Annotated in this window: 19 protein-coding genes; 8 read left to right on the top strand and 11 right to left on the bottom strand. The window is 73.1% G+C overall.

Annotated elements, in window-relative coordinates:
* Window positions 1–4: 4 nt before the first annotated feature.
* Both ACERZO_RS04650 and ACERZO_RS04645 read right to left on the bottom strand, forming a co-directional pair.
* Entirely contained in the window at window positions 5–967 is a 963-nt protein-coding gene (locus tag ACERZO_RS04650; protein WP_372662170.1) for an anti-sigma factor RsbA family regulatory protein, read from the bottom strand.
* A 122-nt stretch (window positions 968–1,089) separates the two neighbouring features.
* Window positions 1,090–2,271, bottom strand: coding sequence for a cysteine desulfurase family protein (locus ACERZO_RS04645; RefSeq protein WP_372662167.1), 1,182 nt, complete (start codon window positions 2,269–2,271; stop codon window positions 1,090–1,092).
* A 121-nt stretch (window positions 2,272–2,392) separates the two neighbouring features.
* On the opposite strand from ACERZO_RS04645, the gene ACERZO_RS04640 reads away from it, so the two are divergent.
* The 3 genes from ACERZO_RS04640 to ACERZO_RS04630 all read left to right on the top strand — a co-directional run bounded on the left by ACERZO_RS04640 (window position 2,393) and on the right by ACERZO_RS04630 (window position 4,930).
* Complete coding sequence (locus ACERZO_RS04640; RefSeq protein WP_372662164.1) at window positions 2,393–3,832, top strand: hypothetical protein; 1,440 nt, start codon at window positions 2,393–2,395, stop codon at window positions 3,830–3,832.
* A gap of 74 nt (window positions 3,833–3,906) precedes the next feature.
* Window positions 3,907–4,314 carry an STAS domain-containing protein gene (locus tag ACERZO_RS04635; RefSeq protein WP_372662160.1) on the top strand — a complete coding sequence of 136 codons (408 nt, stop codon included), beginning with the start codon at window positions 3,907–3,909 and terminating at the stop codon, window positions 4,312–4,314.
* 28 nt (window positions 4,315–4,342) lie between these two features.
* Complete coding sequence (locus ACERZO_RS04630) at window positions 4,343–4,930, top strand: DUF2231 domain-containing protein (protein ID WP_372662157.1); 588 nt, start codon at window positions 4,343–4,345, stop codon at window positions 4,928–4,930.
* Window positions 4,931–4,974: 44 nt separating this feature from the next.
* Here the strand turns inward: ACERZO_RS04630 and ACERZO_RS04625 are convergent, their stop codons facing one another.
* Genes ACERZO_RS04625 through ACERZO_RS04610 form a run of 4 tightly spaced genes read right to left on the bottom strand, consistent with a single transcriptional unit; the run spans window position 4,975 to window position 6,911 of the window.
* Complete coding sequence (locus tag ACERZO_RS04625; protein WP_372662154.1) at window positions 4,975–5,430, bottom strand: DinB family protein; 456 nt, start codon at window positions 5,428–5,430, stop codon at window positions 4,975–4,977.
* Between the two features lie 22 nt (window positions 5,431–5,452).
* Window positions 5,453–6,121, bottom strand: a complete 669-nt coding sequence (locus ACERZO_RS04620; protein WP_372662151.1) for a hypothetical protein — start codon at window positions 6,119–6,121, stop codon at window positions 5,453–5,455.
* An 18-nt stretch (window positions 6,122–6,139) separates the two neighbouring features.
* Window positions 6,140–6,505 carry a hypothetical protein gene (locus ACERZO_RS04615; RefSeq protein WP_372662953.1) on the bottom strand — a complete coding sequence of 122 codons (366 nt, stop codon included), beginning with the start codon at window positions 6,503–6,505 and terminating at the stop codon, window positions 6,140–6,142.
* Between the two features lie 37 nt (window positions 6,506–6,542).
* Window positions 6,543–6,911: a roadblock/LC7 domain-containing protein gene (locus ACERZO_RS04610; RefSeq protein ID WP_372662148.1), complete on the bottom strand. Its 369-nt coding sequence runs from the start codon at window positions 6,909–6,911 to the stop codon at window positions 6,543–6,545.
* Window positions 6,912–7,245: 334 nt separating this feature from the next.
* Between ACERZO_RS04610 and ACERZO_RS04605 the strand changes: the two genes are divergently transcribed.
* Both ACERZO_RS04605 and ACERZO_RS04600 read left to right on the top strand, forming a co-directional pair.
* Window positions 7,246–7,971, top strand: a complete 726-nt coding sequence (locus ACERZO_RS04605; RefSeq protein WP_372662145.1) for a PP2C family protein-serine/threonine phosphatase — start codon at window positions 7,246–7,248, stop codon at window positions 7,969–7,971.
* A gap of 41 nt (window positions 7,972–8,012) precedes the next feature.
* Window positions 8,013–9,050 (top strand): RNA polymerase subunit sigma-70, encoded by a 1,038-nt coding sequence (locus tag ACERZO_RS04600; RefSeq protein ID WP_372662950.1) that lies wholly within the window; start codon window positions 8,013–8,015, stop codon window positions 9,048–9,050.
* A gap of 5 nt (window positions 9,051–9,055) precedes the next feature.
* On the opposite strand, the gene ACERZO_RS04595 is transcribed toward ACERZO_RS04600, so the two are convergent.
* The gene (locus tag ACERZO_RS04595; protein WP_372662142.1) at window positions 9,056–10,036 is read right to left on the bottom strand and encodes a sigma-70 family RNA polymerase sigma factor; all 981 of its coding nucleotides are present in this window, start codon (window positions 10,034–10,036) and stop codon (window positions 9,056–9,058) included.
* A gap of 103 nt (window positions 10,037–10,139) precedes the next feature.
* Here ACERZO_RS04595 and ACERZO_RS04590 point away from each other — a divergent pair, with 103 nt between their 5' ends.
* Both ACERZO_RS04590 and ACERZO_RS04585 read left to right on the top strand, forming a co-directional pair.
* Entirely contained in the window at window positions 10,140–10,715 is a 576-nt protein-coding gene (locus ACERZO_RS04590) for a dihydrofolate reductase family protein (RefSeq protein WP_372662139.1), read from the top strand.
* A gap of 82 nt (window positions 10,716–10,797) precedes the next feature.
* Window positions 10,798–11,241 carry a hypothetical protein gene (locus ACERZO_RS04585; RefSeq protein ID WP_372662136.1) on the top strand — a complete coding sequence of 148 codons (444 nt, stop codon included), beginning with the start codon at window positions 10,798–10,800 and terminating at the stop codon, window positions 11,239–11,241.
* Here ACERZO_RS04585 and ACERZO_RS04580 read toward each other — a convergent pair.
* Both ACERZO_RS04580 and ACERZO_RS04575 read right to left on the bottom strand, forming a co-directional pair.
* The gene (locus ACERZO_RS04580) at window positions 11,225–11,854 is read right to left on the bottom strand and encodes an NAD(P)-dependent oxidoreductase (protein WP_372662133.1); all 630 of its coding nucleotides are present in this window, start codon (window positions 11,852–11,854) and stop codon (window positions 11,225–11,227) included. The two genes, ACERZO_RS04585 and ACERZO_RS04580, sit on opposite strands and share 17 nt — an antisense overlap.
* A 106-nt stretch (window positions 11,855–11,960) precedes the next feature.
* Complete coding sequence (locus ACERZO_RS04575) at window positions 11,961–12,869, bottom strand: EamA family transporter (protein WP_372662130.1); 909 nt, start codon at window positions 12,867–12,869, stop codon at window positions 11,961–11,963.
* A gap of 78 nt (window positions 12,870–12,947) precedes the next feature.
* On the opposite strand from ACERZO_RS04575, the gene ACERZO_RS04570 reads away from it, so the two are divergent.
* Complete coding sequence (locus ACERZO_RS04570; protein ID WP_372662127.1) at window positions 12,948–13,823, top strand: LysR family transcriptional regulator; 876 nt, start codon at window positions 12,948–12,950, stop codon at window positions 13,821–13,823.
* A 45-nt stretch (window positions 13,824–13,868) separates the two neighbouring features.
* On the opposite strand, the gene ACERZO_RS04565 is transcribed toward ACERZO_RS04570, so the two are convergent.
* On the bottom strand, window positions 13,869–14,345 hold the full coding sequence (locus ACERZO_RS04565) for a (2Fe-2S)-binding protein (protein ID WP_372662124.1): 477 nt from the start codon (window positions 14,343–14,345) through the stop codon (window positions 13,869–13,871).
* Between the two features lie 9 nt (window positions 14,346–14,354).
* Window positions 14,355–16,685, bottom strand: a complete 2,331-nt coding sequence (locus ACERZO_RS04560) for a molybdopterin cofactor-binding domain-containing protein (protein ID WP_372662121.1) — start codon at window positions 16,683–16,685, stop codon at window positions 14,355–14,357.
* Window positions 16,686–16,825 lie beyond the last annotated feature (140 nt).

The raw sequence follows: 16,825 nt of genomic DNA, 5'->3' as shown, positions 1-16,825 counted from the left end.
GGGCTCAGTCCGCCGGGCCGAGCCGGGGATGGCCCGCCGTGAGCCGCGCGGTGAAGCCCGTCTCGTCGCGGTACAGGGCGACCTGGCTGCAGATCTGGTGCGCGATCCACAGGCCGCGGCCGCCGATCCGGCGGGCGGCCGGGAGCAGGCCGGCGAACGGGTCGCCCGGGCCGTCGCCGGTGTCGTGCACCGTCACGACCAGGTGGTCGGCGTCCGCCCAGAGCCGCAGCTCGACCGGCGGGCGGCCGTGGCGCAACGCGTTGTCGACGATCTCGCTGACCGCCAGGACCAGGTCGTCGACCTCGGCGGCGGGCAGGTCGGTCTTGCCGAGGTCGAGCACGGCCCGGCGGGCCGTCCCCGGCTGCGGGTCGATGAGCACGACGAGCGGGGTGGTGTGCTGGATCGGGAGCGGCGCCACCGGCCGGGGCCCGGCCAGGAACGCCGGCGGGTCGACGTAGCCGGTGTTGTCCCGGCGGCCGCCGGGTGTCGCGACGAAGGGGTGCGTGCGGGCGACGTCGTCGAGGACGTGGCGCGGGGTGGTCCGGGTGTCGTAGGCGCACATGCTGCGCAGCGGGAACTCGTCGTAGGCGTGGTTGACCGCGGCTTCGTAGCGCGCCCACCAGTCCCACGACGTGTCGATCACCCGGCGCGGGATCTCGCCGAAGATGCGGATGCCGGTGGCACCGGCGGCGACCAGTTCCGCCAGCAGTGTCCGGTAGGACCGGATCGCGCCGGCCGGGCGGACGTAGAGCTCGTCCGTGGTCAGGTACCGCACGTCCGCCGACGCCGGGAGGGCGCGGCGCACCAGCTCGGCCCGTTCCGGTTCCAGGGACACCATGGTCGGTTCGCCCGCGCGCAGCCCGCCTTCGAGGAACGGGACGGCGACGGCGAGCAGATCGGTGTCGGAGCGGTAGTGGACGGCCGCGTGGTCGTAGCCCCGCGGCGCGACTTCCGGTTCGGCGGTCATGTGCCGGCCTCCACGCGGTCGCGGTATCCCCAGCACACGTAGCCGCGGGCCGGGCCGCTTCCCCGCTGTGTCGGCATCTGCACGATCCGACAATACGCCGTGGCGCCCGGACGCCGGCACGCTCACCGACCCTCGACGGCCGATCCGATCGCGCGCACGGCGGTGTCGACGTCGGCCGCCGTGCTCCACCTCCCCAGCGACAGCCGGATCGCGGCCAAGGCCCGGTCCGCGTCGAACCCCATGGCCGTCAGCACCGGCGACGGCGTGTGGACCCCGCTGTGGCAAGCCGACCCCGTCGAGGCCGCGATCTCCGGCGCGGCGGCCAGGACGTCGTGGCCGCGGGCGCCGTCGATGCTGACGTTGAGCGTGTTCGGCAACCGCTGCACGCCCGCCTCGGGGCCGTTGAGCCGGACCCGGCCCGGCAGCGCGGCGGCGAGCCGCCGATGCAGGTCGTCACGCAACGCGGCGAGCCGGCCCGCTGCCAAGTCGGCCGCGGCGAGCCGGGCGGCGGTGCCGAGTGCCACCGCCAGCGCGACGTTCTCGGTGCCCGCCCGCAGGCCGCGTTCCTGCCCGCCGCCGTAGACGACCGGCTCCAGCGCCACTCCTTCACGCACGAAGAGCGCGGCCGCGCCGCGCGGGGCGTACATCTTGTGGCCGACCACCGTCAGCAGGTCGACGCCGAGCGCGCCGACGTTCACCGGGATCTTGCCGCAGGCCTGGGCGGCGTCGCAGTGCACCAGCGCGCCGCGGGCGTGCGCGAGCTCGGCCAGTTCGGCGACCGGCTGGATCGCGCCGGTCTCGTTGTTCGCCGCCATGATCGACACGACCGCGCGGCCCGCTCCGGTCCGCAGCGCCGCGTCCAGCGCCTCGACAGAGACCAGCCCGTCGTGGTCGACGGGCAGCACGGTGACCCGGGTGCCGTGCAGCCGGCCGAGCGCGCGGGCGGTCTCCAGCACGGCCGGGTGCTCGGTCGCCTGGACGACGAGGTGCGCGTCCGCGGCGAGCACCGCGCCGCGCAGGGCCAGCAGGTTCGCCTCCGACCCGGACCCGGTGAACACGATCTCCGGCGGCCGCGCGCCGATCAGGTCCGCCACCTGCGCCCGCGCGGTGGCCAGCGCCCGGCGCGGTTCGCCGCCGAAGGCGTGGTCGCTCGACGGGTTGCCGAAGAACTCCGTCCAGTGCGGCAACGCGGCTTCGGTGACGCGCGGATCGACCGGCGTGGTGGCGTTGTAGTCGAGGTAGACCGGCCCGGTCGCCAGGCTCGGCGGCCGGGGGCACGCCACCTCGGTCGTCCGTCCGCTCACCCGGTACCTCCCTTTGCCGCCAGCGTCCAGCATGCCCCGCGCCGGGCTCCGGTGCCGGTTGCAACGTGGCATGCCACGTCGCAAACTGGGGTACCCGATCCGTCCCCACCGGAGGTCAAAGGTGACCGACTTCGATCGACGCGACGTGCTGCGTGCCCTCACCGCGCTGGGGGTGACGGGGGTGACCGCGAGCCTGCTCGGCGGGACCGCCGAAGCCGCCGGCCCCGACCCGCTCTCCTTGGAGTTCGCCGTCACGGAACAGTTCCGGCCCTTCGCCCTGATCGCCCCGAAGTTCGTCCAGGTCGACACGGCCGCCCGGCCGGGCGCCCTCGTCAAGACCGGCGTCCGGCCGAAAGCGCCCTACGGGACGGTGACCGTCGATGTGCTCGACGCCGGCGCTCCCGTCGTCGCCGGGCTGGCCGGGAACGGCGTCTCGGTGCTCGGCACCTACGACCCCGCAGCGGGGCAGGCCGGCATCGAAATCACCACCGCGAGCGGCACGGCCGTCGTCAAGACCGCGGCGGCGGCCCTGCCGAGAGCGTTCGGCTTCGCCGTGGTGGTCAACGAAAACGCCGTGACGGTGCTGGCCGACACGGGCACCGGCTGGCGGCCGCTGCTGACCGAACGCGACCAGGTCCGCGCGCGGATCGACCTGCGCGACCCGGCGGTGCTGGGCGAGCTCGGCTACGCGTACGGCAGCCGCGGCCCGGCGCGGCTGGGCCGGGTGCGGGCCGGCTACTTCGGCCAGGCGGGCGTGCGCGACCCGCACGTCGTGCAGTACGCCGACGGCCGGCCCTACCTCCGCGACGGCAGGCTGTACCTGACGATGACCAACGCGGGGCTCGGCTTCTTCCAGCAGGCGCACTGGGCGGTGTGGACGCTCGACCTGGCGGATCCCACGAAGCTGGAACAGGTCGCGACGCTGTTCTTCGCGCGCGACGGCGTCGTGCTCGGCGACCACGCCGGCCAGATCGTCGTCGACGACGACCGGTTCATCCTGCTGATGAGCTCGTGGGGCGACTTCTCCTTCACCGGCGTCCACGTGCGGCACACCGTCACCCGGGAGAACGTGCTGTCCGGCGTGCACGTCCTGCCGACGCGCCGGCTCCCGCTGCCGACCACCGTCAGCTCGTGGGACCCGGCGCTGACCCGGATCGAAGGGCGGTGGCACATCGCGTTCGTGGAAAGCCCCGCGCAGCAACCATCGTTCGTGTTCCACCCCGCGCTCGCGGCGGCACCGCGCGGTGCCGACTACGACCACGGCCTGACGCTGCTTGGCGCCGACACGTCGGTCGGCCAGACGGAAGGCACGATCCTGCAGCGGGTGGGCGGACAGTGGTACCTGTTCGCCAGCGACGGCGACGCCCGCGAGTACCCGGTGTACGACCTCCGGCTGCGCAAGCTGGGCACGCTGAACGCGCCGTACGGCACGAACATCCCGCACCCGATGCTGGTGCGGATCGGCAACCGCTGGTGGCTCCCCACGTTCGACGGCACGCAGTACGCGGAGGACGTCCTCGGCTACGGCGGCCACGGCGACTTCATCCTGATGCGGGCCTGAGCCAGTTTGCCGTTCCGGCACCGGGGGTAGCCGATGAGGTACTTCGTCTCGTCGTCCGAGGACGGTGCATGCCCATGACCGGTTCCTTTCAGCCGGAGCGGCTCCAGGTGCTCCGGACGCGGGCTGAGCCTGGCGTCGTCGTCCTCGTCCTCTCCGGCGAACTGGACGCGGGCACGGCGCCGAAGCTCGGGCAGGCCGCCGCCCGGGTTCTGGCGAGCGAACCCGAAGTGCTGGTGCTGGACCTGTCCGAGTTGTCGTTCCTGTCGGTCGCGGGCGTCCGCGAAGTGCGGGCTGCTCATGACCGCGCGGCGAGCACGCGCCTGCGGGTGGTGACGGGTGACCGGCCCACGGTGCGCGACTTCCTGCACGCGACCGGGTTCGAGGCGGTGCTGGACTGCTACCGCACACGGATCGGGGCGATCACGGCGGGCAGCCGGGCCGAGTTCGTGAGCCACGCGAGAGCGGCGTGGGAAGCGGGTTGAGCCGCGGCGGACGGGGTAGCCGCGGGGCATGAACTCCCCCGCACCACACCGGGCCCTGCACGCGGTCGAGCACGCCGGGGCCCTCGACAAGCCGGCGGCCGCACTGACCCGGCGCCTGCGCGGGCCGGCGGCGAGCACCGTCGGCAAGCTGTTGCGCGGGCGTGCGCTCGGGCACCCGCTGCATCCGATCGCCGTGACGGTCCCGATCGGCGCGTGGCTCTGCGCGGCGGCGTTCGACCTGGTGCCCGGCCGTCAGGAGGAAGCGCGCCGGCTGGTGGCGGCCGGCCTGCTGGCGGCCCCACCGGCGATCGTGCTCGGCTTGGCCGACTACGCGGACCTCGACGTGCGGCAACGCCGGGTGGGCCTGGTCCACGCGGCGAGCAACGCCGTGGCGATCGCGCTGTTCGGGGCGTCCTACGCGGCCCGCCGCCGCGGCCGCCCGGTGCGGGGGAGGCTCCTGGGCGCTCTCGGCTTGACGGCGGCGGGCGCGGGCGGCGCCCTCGGCGGGCACCTGGCGTACGCCCAGGGGGCCGGGGTGTTCCGGTGGCAGCCGCTGGACTTCGACCCGGCGGAGCTGGCGGGCAGCGACCCGGCCGCGCCGCGGAACCCGGCGTGATCGGCTCCCCGGGCGCGCCGCGGCCGGACTGACGCCGGGCGGCTCTAGCGCAGAATATCGCGGGTCAGCTCGAGCTGGCCGTGGTGCTGGGCCAGCTCTTCGAACACGTGCTGGAGCGCCCCGCCCTGCGTCCGGCCCGCCGGGGTGTCCGCGTACTTCGCCGGCGCCGGGGCCCGCAGGGGCGCGGCCGGGTCGGCCACGGCGAGATCGGCGCGCAGCCGCTCCTTCGCCGCCGCGACCCGCCCGGCCAACCCGGCCACCGGTCCCGACGCGGTGAACTCGGCGTCCCGGTCGCGCTCCACCGCGCGGCCGGCGACCAGCGCGCCGATCCAGAACTCGAGCACGCCCAGGCAATGCGTGACGATCGCGTAGGGCGTGTTCGTCCCCGGCAGCGGGGGACGGCGGTTGGCCCGCTCGTCACCGAGCTCCGTGAGGATCGCCGTCATCCCGTCGAGGGCGCGGCCGGCGAACCACAGGTAGTCGTCTTCGCTGATCCGCATGCCCGTCACTCTGCCACGGCGGTCAGGGGGAAACCTCCATCTCCAGGCCCATCAGCCGGACGGTGCGCCGACGGCGGAGCCAGCCGCGGGCGGGCGCGCCGTCCGGCAGCTCGTCGAGGAAAGCCTTGCGCTGCGCCGAGGTCGTCGAGCGCCAGCGCATCGCCAGCACCGGGCGGACCGGGGCGATGAAGGGCCGCACCCGTTCGTGCGCGCCCGCCAGGCGGATCTCGTACTCGCGGTCCGGCCGGTAGCCGAGGTCGAGGTCGATCAGCGGCTCGGCGCCGCCGGCGCGGTGGTGGCAGCGCGACAGCACCCGCGCGAGCTCGTCCATCGCGACCTGCAGCGTGCAGGGCATCTGGTCCTGCCAGCGGCCGAGCCGCGGGGCGTTCACCGACGCCGCGGTGACCTCGTCCGCGAGCACGACCAGGGCCCGGACCGGCGATCCGGCCAGTTCGACGCGGATCCGCCGGCGGTCCGCGTCGACGTGGAAGCGCAGCACGCGGTCGGCCACGACGGCACCCGACCGCAACCGGACCCACTCCTCGACCGCGTCGGGCGAGGGGCAGGACGACACGAAGGTGAACGCCAGTTCCTCGCCGGCGAGGGTCATCGCCACCGGGAACAGGGAACCGAGGTCGTGCATCAACGCCGAGCCGATGACGAGTGCGGCGCGGGAGCCGCCTCCGGTCATCGTCTCCTCCTCCCCGAGCTACACCTGCAGGTCGGCTTCGATGCGCTTCAGGTAGTGGCGGGCCAGGGCGAGGTTCGCGCGTTCCCGGTCCAGCACCAGGTACAGGAACAGCGAGTTCCGCGACGAGTTCATCAGCCGGATCAGGTGGTACTGGCGGTGCAACGTGATCAGGATGTCCTCGATGCTGTCGTTGAGCGCGAGCGAGGACATCACCCGCAGCTTCGACCGCACGACCTCGGTGTTGCCCGCGGCGGCGACCTCCAGGTCGAGCCACTCGCCGCCACCGCTGGTGCCGAGCGACATCCCGCTTTCGTAGTCGACCAGCGCGACGCCGACGGCGCCGGTGATCGACATGGCTTCCTTCAGCGCGGTATCGATGTTCATCATCATGCTGCTTCCTTCCCTTGGACAGGCTTGTCCGCTACGCAGCCAGGATCGTGCCGATCCGGTCGATGACCGGCCGGGACTCGAAGAGCAGGCGCCCGACGTTCAGGCCCTTGTCCCCCAGGACGACCATCAGTGCCAGCCGCCCGACGGCGTAGACGGCCATGTAGCCCTCGCTGCCGAACACCACGGTCTGGCTCAACGTGCCCTTCCCGGTCATTTCGGCGGCTTGGCGCGCGATTCCGAGATCGGCGGCGGCGAGCGCGGAAATCTTCGCCGGATCGATGTAGTCGTCCGCGTCGGCGATGATGGGTATCCCGTCGACCGCGGCGAGCACCGTGCCGGTCACCCCGGCGACGCTGTCCCGGAGATTGCGCAGTTCAGCGGCCAGTGCGTCGAAATCCAATTCCTCTTTGCTTTCTTTCGGCAGCGATCAGCCGTTCGAGTTGCCTTGTCGCCGGGGACCCTACCGCCATCACCACTGCCCGCCTATCCGCGCGGGATGACCGCCCGCGCATATACACGATCGGGTGAAGCAGGATGGTTGGTGTAACCGAAATAAATTCACCGGCACAATGACCGTTCATTGATCACGGTCGACGGACGGTCGGGTGTCCGGAATTTTCGGCGGGACGCTTGAAATGCGCTTATGGCATTTCCACGGGGTCGGCCGCGGCGGTTTCACCGAGTGATCGGCGGGTACCATTCACCCGTTCACCGGAATCGGGCATCATGCGGACATGGCAGAACACGTTCTTCGCGCGGCGGCCGGCAGCGTCACCGGCGAGCGGTACCCGGCCAACTTCGACGTCGTGCACCTCGACGAGGAGCCGCTGCTCGCGGTGCTGGCCGACGGGATGGGCGACGGCGAAGGCAGCCGCGCGGCGGGCCGGACGGCCGTCGAGGTGTTCGTGGACCGGATCCGCCCGGTCCGGGACGCCGCCGATCCCCCGCTGCTGCGCGCGGCGATCGCCGAAGCCCAGGCGCGGGTCGGCGCGGCCGGCGAGCGGATCGGCAGCTTGACCGGCTGCACCCTGACGGCGCTGGTGGCGTCCGGCGCCGGCCTGTGGCTCACGCAGATCGGCGACTCCCGCGGCTACCGCCTGCGCGACGGGCTGCTGGAACAGCTGACGACCGACCACACCATGGCGTGGCTCGGGGCGGTCAACGGCTGGTACCCGTTCGACTCCCCCGAAGCGCACGCGGCCCGTTACCAGCTGACCCGCTACGTCGGCCACCCCGCGCACCCGGAGCCGGACGTGCTCAACGTCGCGCCGCGCCCGGGCGACGTCCTGCTGCTGTGCACCGACGGCGTCACCGACCAGGTGCCCTACCGGCGGGTGCGGGAGGTCCTCGCCGAGCCGGCGTCGCCCGCCGGCAAGGTCGCCCGGCTGCTGGCCGACACCGAAGAAGCGGGCGGCCGGGACAACGCGACGGCGGTGGTCGTGCACGTCGTCCCGGCCTGAGCGGCTAAGACGCGTACCGGTCGTGCAGGCTGAACTTCGTGATGTCCGCGTTCATACGTCGAGTACGTGTGGTGGACGTCGTCGCCGGTGCATCCGGGGCCGCCGGGTTGTCCGCACAGGCATGGACAGGAGAGGACCCGATGTCTGACGAGGACTTCTGGCGGCTGGCGGACCCGTACCGCCGTGAGCTGCTCGCCCACTGCTACCGGCTGCTGGGCTCGTTCCAGGACGCCGAAGACCTGGTGCAGGACACGATGTTGCGCGCGTGGCAGGCCTTCGACTCCTTCGAAGGACGCTCGTCGGTGCGCACCTGGCTGTACCGGATCGCCACGAACGCGTGCCTCAACGTGCTGAAGAGCGCGCGGCGGCGGGTGCTGCCCTCCGGGCTCGGCGCGGGAACGGAGACCGCCGGGGCACTGCCGAGGATCGACACCGTGTCGTGGCTGGAGCCGCTGCCGACGGCCGGCGACGACCCCGCCGACCTGGCCGCGCTGCGCGACCGCACACGCCTCGCCGTGGTGGCGGCGTTCCAGCGGCTGCCGGCGCGGCAGCGGGCGGTGCTGATGCTCGTGGAGGTGGCCGGCTTCCCGGTGTCGGAGGCGGCCGCGACGCTGGGCATGACGACGACGGCGGCCCGCAGCGCCTTGCAGCGCGCCCGGGCGACGCTGGCGGCCGACCAGCCGGTCGAGGACCGGGTGCGGCCCGACCCGGCGCTGGACGACGAGGTCCTGCGGCGCTACCTGAAGGCGTTCGAGGACGCGGACACGGCGGGCCTCGCGGCGCTGCTGCGCTCGGACGTCGAGTACCAGATGCCGCCGATCGCGGTGTGGTTCCACGGCCGGGACGCGGTCCTGGACCACCACACGCGCCGGATCTTCACCTCTCCCCGCCGCGCGTTGCCGACGAGCGCCAACGGATTCCCGGCGATCGGCAGCTACACGAGACGGGCGGACGGCTCGTTCGCCGGCCACGGCATCCACGTCCTGGAGCCCGCCGGCGGGACCATCGGCCGGATCGTGGTGTTCCTGGACGAGCGGCTCTTCCCGGCGTTCGGGCTGCCCGGGACGCTGCCGGGCTGACGGGCTCATCCCGGTAGCGACCGCGGCAGGCCGAACGCCGGGAGCACGCTGTTCTCGAAGCGGGTCATGGCGCAGATCCGGTCGCCGGCCAGGGTGAGGACGTACAACCCGGTGCCGTGCCGGGCCCCGGACGGCGTGCGCAGGTAGGCCCCGAACGCCGGCTGGCCGTTGGCGCGCGCGGGGACGAGCGAAAACCGGCGGCCCGCGTCGAACAGCCCGGCGCAGAAGCGGGCCGCGACGTCCCGGCCCTCGTACTCCAGCGGCAACGGCGGCATCGCCAGGAACACGTCGTCGGTCAGCAGGGCCACCAGCGCCTCGACGTCGGCGGTTTCCCACGCCCGCACGAAGTTCGCCACCACCGCGTGCTCGGTGGGTGAGCCGGGCGCGGGCGCCGGTTCGCCGGGCGGCCGGCGCCGCACCCCGGCCCGGGCCCGTTTGAGGGCGCTCTTCACCGAGTCGACCGTCGTGTCCAGCATGGCGGCGACCTCGCCCGCCGGGAACCCGAGGACATCGCGCAGCACCAGCACCGCCAGCTGGCGCGGCGGCAGGAGCTGCAGCGCCGTCACGAACGCCAGCGAGACGGACTCGCGCTGTTCGTAGCGCGCCTCCGGACCCGGCGGTGCGGGCAGGAGCGCGTCGGGAAAGGGTTCGAGCCAGACGACTTCGCCGAGCCGCGTCGGTTCGGGCGGTTCGACGCCGGGGATGTCCCACGCCTTGGCCGGGCGCCTCCCGGCCGCGCGCAGCGCGCTGAGGCAGCGGTTGGTGGCGATCCGGTACAGCCAGGTGCGGATCGACGCGCGGCCGTCGAACCCGCCGAGGCCCCGCCACGCGGACAGCAACGTGTCCTGCAGGGCGTCTTCGGCGTCCTGGAACGAGCCGAGCATGCGGTAGCAGTGCACCTGCAGCTCCCGGCGGTGCGGCTCGGTCAGCACCCGGAACGCCTCGCCGTCCCCGGCCCGCGCCCGCCCGATCAGTTCGGTTCCCATCCGGCCTCGTCTCCCTGCTCGCGCTTCCATCCTGTACGGACGCCGCCGGAGACGCGAAGGGGGCGGCCGACCCCTTTCCGGCCGTCGCGGCGTCTGCCCCGGCATGGGAAAAATCATCATCAGCGAGAACATCACGCTCGACGGGATCGTCGAGGACCCGACCGGCGACAAGGAGTCCGCGCGCTGGTTCACCCGGATCGGCGACGACGACCGCGCGGCCTGGGCCGAGGTCGAATACGCGGAGGCGGTGGGCGCCGCGGCCCTCTTGATGGGCAGGCGGACCCACTCGTACTTCCTGGACCGGGGCTGGGCGTCCCGCACCGGCGAGTGGGCGGACCGGTTGCGGGCCCTGCCGAAGTACGTCGTCTCCTCCTCCGCCGTCGAAGACGCCGGCTGGGGCGAGGCCACGGTCCTGGCGGGCGACGTCGTCAAGGAGGTCGCGAAGCTGAAGGAGGAAGTGGACGGGGAGATCGTGGTGTACGGCAGCGGAACGCTGGTCCGCACGCTGCTCGAGCACGACCTGGCCGACGAGCTGCGGCTGATGACCTACCCGTTCGTCGTCGGCACGGGCGCACGGCTGTTCCCGGAAGCCGGTGGCGTCAAGCCGGCGCGGCTGAGCGGCGCCCGCCCGGTCGGGACCGCGCTGGTCCTGCTGACCTACGAGCTGATCCACCCCTGACCTCGACCTCGGCCGAAAGGACGAGGTCGGGTGTCCCTTCGGCCGAGGTGCCGGCCGGCACCGGCGGCCTAGCTTGATCGTCATGGACGGGAAAGCCAGGAGGGTCGGGGTCATCGCGGTCGCCGCGGGTGCCGCGGTGGTGGCGATCGGGGCCACGGTCATCGCCACCGCCGCCGACCCCGTCGCGGCCGAGGTCGTCAGCGCGACCCCGGCCGAAGCCGGGCACGAGGGCCAGGGCAAGTACACCGCCGGGGACTACGTGCTGACCGTGCACGAGCTGGACGACGACGGCGAAGGCATGGGCACCACGATCGGCCCGCACACCGCGTACTACTCGAAAGTGCTGCAGGGCACCGGATCGTGGCGGCCGACGGTCGTCGAGTTCTCCGCCGGCCGCGACCGCGACGCGCCGACCGTCTTCGCCTACCCCGTGCCGGGGCCGGGCCGGGGCGTCGACTGCGTCGCGTCCGGGACCGAGGCCGCCCCGCGGGTGCGGTGCGAGACCAAGGTCAGTAGCCGACCGTGAAGTGCCGGTCCGCGCCGACGTGCTCGAGCTCGTCGACGACGGCCGCCGCGAGGTCTTCGGCCGAGATGCGGGACTCGCCGCCGGGGCCGGTCAGCAGCGTCGTCGTGCCGCGGCGGTAGCCGCCGGTCCGGGCGCCCGGCTCCAGAACCGCCGGCGGGCTGAGGTAGACCCAGTCGGCGGCCGGGTGCGCCCGGCAGACGGCCAGCTGCGCGGCGCTCGCGGCGGCGATGGCGCGGTACTCCGGCGGGACGTACCGCGGGTCGTCGAGGACCAGCCCGCCGCCCGGGACGCGCAAAGGCGCCGCACCGCCGACGACGAGGACGCGGGTGCCCGCCTCGGCGGCCGCGTCGAGCAGCGCGGTCGTCGTCGCGCCGACCGTGTGCTCTTGCCCCGGCGCCGGCCGGGCCGCGGCCACGACCGCGTCGGTGCCCGCGAACAGCGTGGCCATCCGCTCCGCATCGCCCGCGTCGGCTTCGGCCGTGCCGACACCGGGTGGGAGAACGACCGGGCGTCGCGTCCGCAGGATCGCAAGGAGGTCGTGGCCGCGCCGGGCGGCTTCGGTGAGGACGCGGGAGCCGACCATGCCGGCCGCGCCGACGACGGCGATCTTCACCGGGACTGTCCTTTCCGGACGGACGGGGCCGGGAGCAGGCCGGCGACGAGCGCGAACCCGGCGAACGGCACCAAGCCGAGAAATCGAGCGAGGACGACCGCAACCTTCACCGCAACTGTCCTTTCCGGACGGACGGAGTGGCGAGCTGGCCGGCGACGAGCGCGGCCAGCGCGAGCGCGAACCCGGCGAGCTGGACCAGGCCGAGCGTCTGGTCCAGGACGACCGCGCCGAGGACGGCCGCGACCAGCGGGGACAGCAGCCCCAGCACGGCCACCGACGCGACCGGCAGCGTCGTGACGCCGCGGAACCACAGCGCGTAGGTGAGCAGCCCGCCGATCAGGCCCAGCCAGAGGTAGCCGAGCGCGGCCCGGCCGTCGATCGACGGTGGCGCACCTTCGAACAGGGCCGTGAGCGGCAGCAGGAAGAGGCCGCCGGCGGTGAGCTGCCAGCCGGCGAACGCGGCCGGGCCGACGCCTGCCGGCCGTCCCCAGCGCTTGGTCAGCGTCACGCCGAGTGCCATGGTGGCCGCGCCGCCGAGACCGGCCGCGACGCCGACGCCGTCGAACGCCGCCGCCGGGCCGAGCACGACCAAGCCGACACCCGCCATGCCCGCCACACCCCAGCCGAGCCGCCACCCCGACAGGCGTTGGCGCAGCAGGGGCACGGACAGGACGGCGACGACGAGCGGCTGCGCGGCCCCCAGCGTCGCGGCGACGCCGCCGGGCAGGCGCTGCGCGGCGACGAACAGCAGCGGCAGGAAGAGGCCGATGTTGAGCACGCCGAGCGCGGCGGCCTTGCCCCACCAGGCGCCGCGCGGCAGCGTCCGGGTCAGGGCGAGCGCGACGAGCCCGGCGGGCAGGGCGCGCAGGAGGCCGGCGAAGAGCGGGTGGCCGGCGGGGAGGAACTCGGTGGTGACGAGGTAGGTGGTGCCCCACACCATCGGCGCGACCGCGGTGAGGGCGATGCGCGGGACGTCCACCGGGTGGGGGTCCGTCCGCAGGAGCTGGCTGGTCATACCGAAATTCCACCGGACGGCGATCGATGAGTCCAACACATGTTCGTCACCGCAGCGATCGTGGTTCAAGATGGATGGGTGGAACTCCAGCAGCTGCGGTACGTCGTCGCGATCGCCGAAACGAACAGCTTCACCCGGGCCGCCGAGCGCTGCCTGGTCGTCCAGTCGGCGCTCAGCCACCAGGTCGCGCGGCTCGAGCGCGAGCTCGGCGCGCGGCTGTTCGAGCGGACGAGCCGCCGGGTCCGGCTGACCCCGGCGGGCGAGGCGTTCCTGCCGTCGGCGCGCCAGTGCCTGGCCGCGGCGGAGCGGGCGGCGGCCGAGGTCGCGGCGGCGGTGGGCGAGGTCCGCGGGCGGCTGGCGGTCGGCCTGATCCCGACGGTCACCGCGGCCGACGTCCCGGCCGCGATCCGCGAGTTCCACGACCGGTACGCGCAGGTGCGCATCAGCCTGCGGGTGGGGGCGAGCGACGACCTGATCGAGCAGGTCCGCGACGGCAGCCTCGACGTGGCGTTCCTCGGCCTGCCCACGACGGCGACCCCGCGCGGAGTCGCGGTCCGCGAGCTGGCCCGCGGCCACCTGATCGCGGTGGTGGCGCCGGACCACCCCCTCGCCGGCGAACCGACGGTCAGCTTGAAGCGCCTCGCGGCGGAGGTGTTCGTCGACCTGCCTCCGGGCACGGCGGGGCGAGCGCAGTCCGACCAGGCGTTCGCGGCGGCGGGCCTCGACCGCGAGGTGGCGTACGAGGTGACGAGCGCGGACTACGTGCCGCGCCTGGTCGGCCCGGGGCTGGGGGTGGCGATGCTGCCGTCGGGGTTCGCGCCGCAGTTGACGGGGGTGGCGACGATCGAGATCACGGACGCCCCGGCCCGCGTGGAGTACGTGATCTGGGCGGAGTCGAGCCCCACCCCGGCGGCGACGGCGTTCCTCGACCTGCTGGGCATCGGTCGTGAGTGAGAAACAGTGTTCCAACCCTGTTTCTCACTCACGACGGGCCGCGCGTCACATCTTTTCCGCTCCTGCCTTCACCGCCTCGCGGATCCGCGCGTAGGTCCCGCAGCGGCAGATGTTCCGGATCTCGTCCAGGTCCGCGTCCGTGATCTCGCGGCCGGCCGCGGTCGCCTGGCGGACCTTCGCCACCGCCGCCATGATCTGGCCCGGCTGGCAGTAGCCGCACTGGGCCACGTCGAACTCCAGCCACGCCTCCTGCATCGGGTGCAGGTCCTTGCCGACCGTCGCCGGCAGGCCCTCGATCGTCGTGATCTCGTCGGACTCCTCGATGTCGGCCACGCGGACCGAGCACGGGTTGAACGCCTTGCCGTTGATGTGGCTGGTGCACGCCTTGCAGACGTCGAGCCCGCAGCCGTACTTCGGGCCGGTGATGCCCAGCAGGTCGCGCAGGACCCACAGCAGCCGGAGGTCGTCGTCGGCGTCGACCGTGACCACCTTGCCGTTGATCTTCAGGGTGTGTTGCGGCACTGCGGTCTCCTAGTAGGCGTGGTCGAGGCCGTCGGTCGGCGACGGCGGCGTGGACGGCTGCACCGGCAGCGGCTCGAAGGAGAGCGTGCCGTGGTTGATCGGGAACGAGGTCGGCATCTTGCCGACCGCGCGCGCGTACGCGCAGGCCACCGCGGCGAACGACGGCGCCACCGCCAGCTCGCCCGCGCCGCTCGGGCTGTCCGACGTGTTCGGCATGACGACGACCTGCGTCTCGGGCGGGGTGTTCCACTCGCGCGTGTAGAAGTAGTTGTCCCAGCTGCCTTCCAGCGGCAGCCCGTTCTTGATGTGGATGCTGGACGTGAGGCACATCGCGATGCCGTCGTTGAGGCCGCCGATCATCTGCGCCTCCAGGCCGCGCGGGTTGATCGCGAAGCCGGGGTCGACGACGACCAGCGCCTTCGTCACGCGCGGACCGGTGACACCATCGCGGATGGGCCGGTTGACCGTCTCCGGCCGGCAGTCGATCTCGACCAGCACCGCGACCGCGCCGCGGTATTCCGAGTGCAGCGCGATCCCCTGCGCCACCCCGGCGGGCAGCGAACGGCCCCAGTTCCCGACCTGGACGGCCTTGTCCAGCACCGCGCGCAGCCGGTCGTCCTTGAGGAACTCGCGGCGGAACGCGACCGGGTCCTTGCCGAACTTCTTCGCCAGCTGGTCGACCACGAGCTCCTCGGCCGTGACCACGTTGGGCGAGTAGATGTTGCGCATGCTGCCGGTGTTGAACTTCAGCGGGATCTCGTTCAACAGCTGGGTCGTGACGCCGAAGTTGTACGGCGAGGACTGGCTCAGCAGGAAGATCGACTCGGCGAAGCTGAGGTTGCCGCCGATCGGGAGCTTCGCCGCGGTCGAGGTGATCATCTCGCCCAGCCCGTGGCTGAACTCCGTCTGCACACTCGTGTGGCGCTGCTCGAAGCTGACCACGTTGCCGAGCAGGTAGGTCGCCCGCACGCGCGACACGCACATCGGGTGGATGCGACCCTGCCGGAAGTCGTCGGTGCGCGACCACATCAGCTTGACCGGCTTGCCCATCTTCTGCGACGCCTCCGCCGCTTCGGCGGCCGCGTCGTGGAAGAGGTGCCGGCCGAACGACCCGCCGCCCTGGGTGACGTGCACGGTGACCGCGTCCTGCGGCAGGCCCAGCAGCTTCGCGATCTCTTCCTGAGCGACGATCGGCACCTTCAGGCAGGACCAGATCTCCGCGCGGTCGGCGCGGACGTCGGCGATCGCGGCGCCCGTCTCGAGCGGGCTGTTGCTGGCGGCGGCGAAGGTGAACTCCGCGTCGATGTACTGGTCGAGCAGGCCGGGCACGGTCATCGGCAGCTGCGCGGCCTTGAGCTTCTTGAGCACGGTCGCGTCGGACTCGCCGTCGACCGTGCCCGGGCCCCACGTCACCTTGAGCGCGCGGATCGCGTCGATGCACTGGCCGAACGTGCGGCCGCGCACCGCGACGCCGTGCGAGATCGCGGCGACGTCGGTGATCCCCGGCATGGCCTTGACCTCGGCGGCGTTGAGGATCGAACGCGGGGTGCCGTTGATCGTCGGCGGCCGGGCGACCATCGTCGGCAGCGCGCCCGGGACGTCCAGGTCGAGGGTGAACTCCTTGGTGCCGGTGACCGCCGCGTGCGCGTCGAGCCGGTTCTGCGGGGTGCCCAGGACCTTGAAGTCCGACCGCGGCTTGAGCGTCGCGGTCACGCTGATCGTCGTCGCGGACGCGGCGGCCTTCGCGAGCGAGCCGTAGCTCGCCGTGCGGCCGCCGGAAGCGCGCACGACGCCGCCGGACGTCGTCAGCTGCGACACCGGCACGCCCCACTTCGCGGCGGCCGCGGCCAGCAGCCGCTGCCGCGCGATCGCCGACGCCGTCCGGACCGGTGTGTAGATGCTGCGCATCGAGTTGGAGCCGCCGGTCAGCTGGTTCATCAGCAGCTCGGGCCGGGCGTCGGCCAGCGTGACGTCGATCTTGTCCAGCGGGAGGTCGAGCTCCTCGGCGATCATCATCGCCACCGCGGTGGTCATCCCCTGGCCGACCTCGGTGCGCGGCACGGCGAACGCGGCCCGGCCGTCGGCGCCGACCTGGACGCTGATCAGGCCCGACGTCGGCAGGGCGGCGAGGTTCTGCAGGTCGCCGAGGTCGAAGATGTCCTCGGGCTGGGGCAGGGACGGGATCGCCGCGTCGGCTTCGCGCGGGGCCAGTTCGGAGCCGCCGATCTGCGCGGCGACGGCCAGCGTGGGCGCGGCCAGCACGAAACCGAGGAACCGGCGGCGGGCCATCGAGCGCGGCTCGGGCCCGGGTGGTGGGAGGGCAGGGTCTTGTTCGGGCATGAGCGGCTGGGACCTCTCGAACGACGGTGTGGGAGAAGCGCGGGCCGGAGCACCGCCGGCCGGAGTGTTACACACATCACGCCGCCGAATGAAGGATCTGAGTGCCTACATTTGGCCTAGTGTCGTTGTGCACTGTGCAC

The sequence above is a fragment of the Amycolatopsis kentuckyensis genome (assembly GCF_041679295.1).
GTDB classification, from domain to species: domain Bacteria; phylum Actinomycetota; class Actinomycetes; order Mycobacteriales; family Pseudonocardiaceae; genus Amycolatopsis; species Amycolatopsis kentuckyensis_A.
The sequence above is the reverse complement of the archived record's forward strand: the minus strand, read 5'-3'. Positions and strand labels throughout refer to the sequence as shown.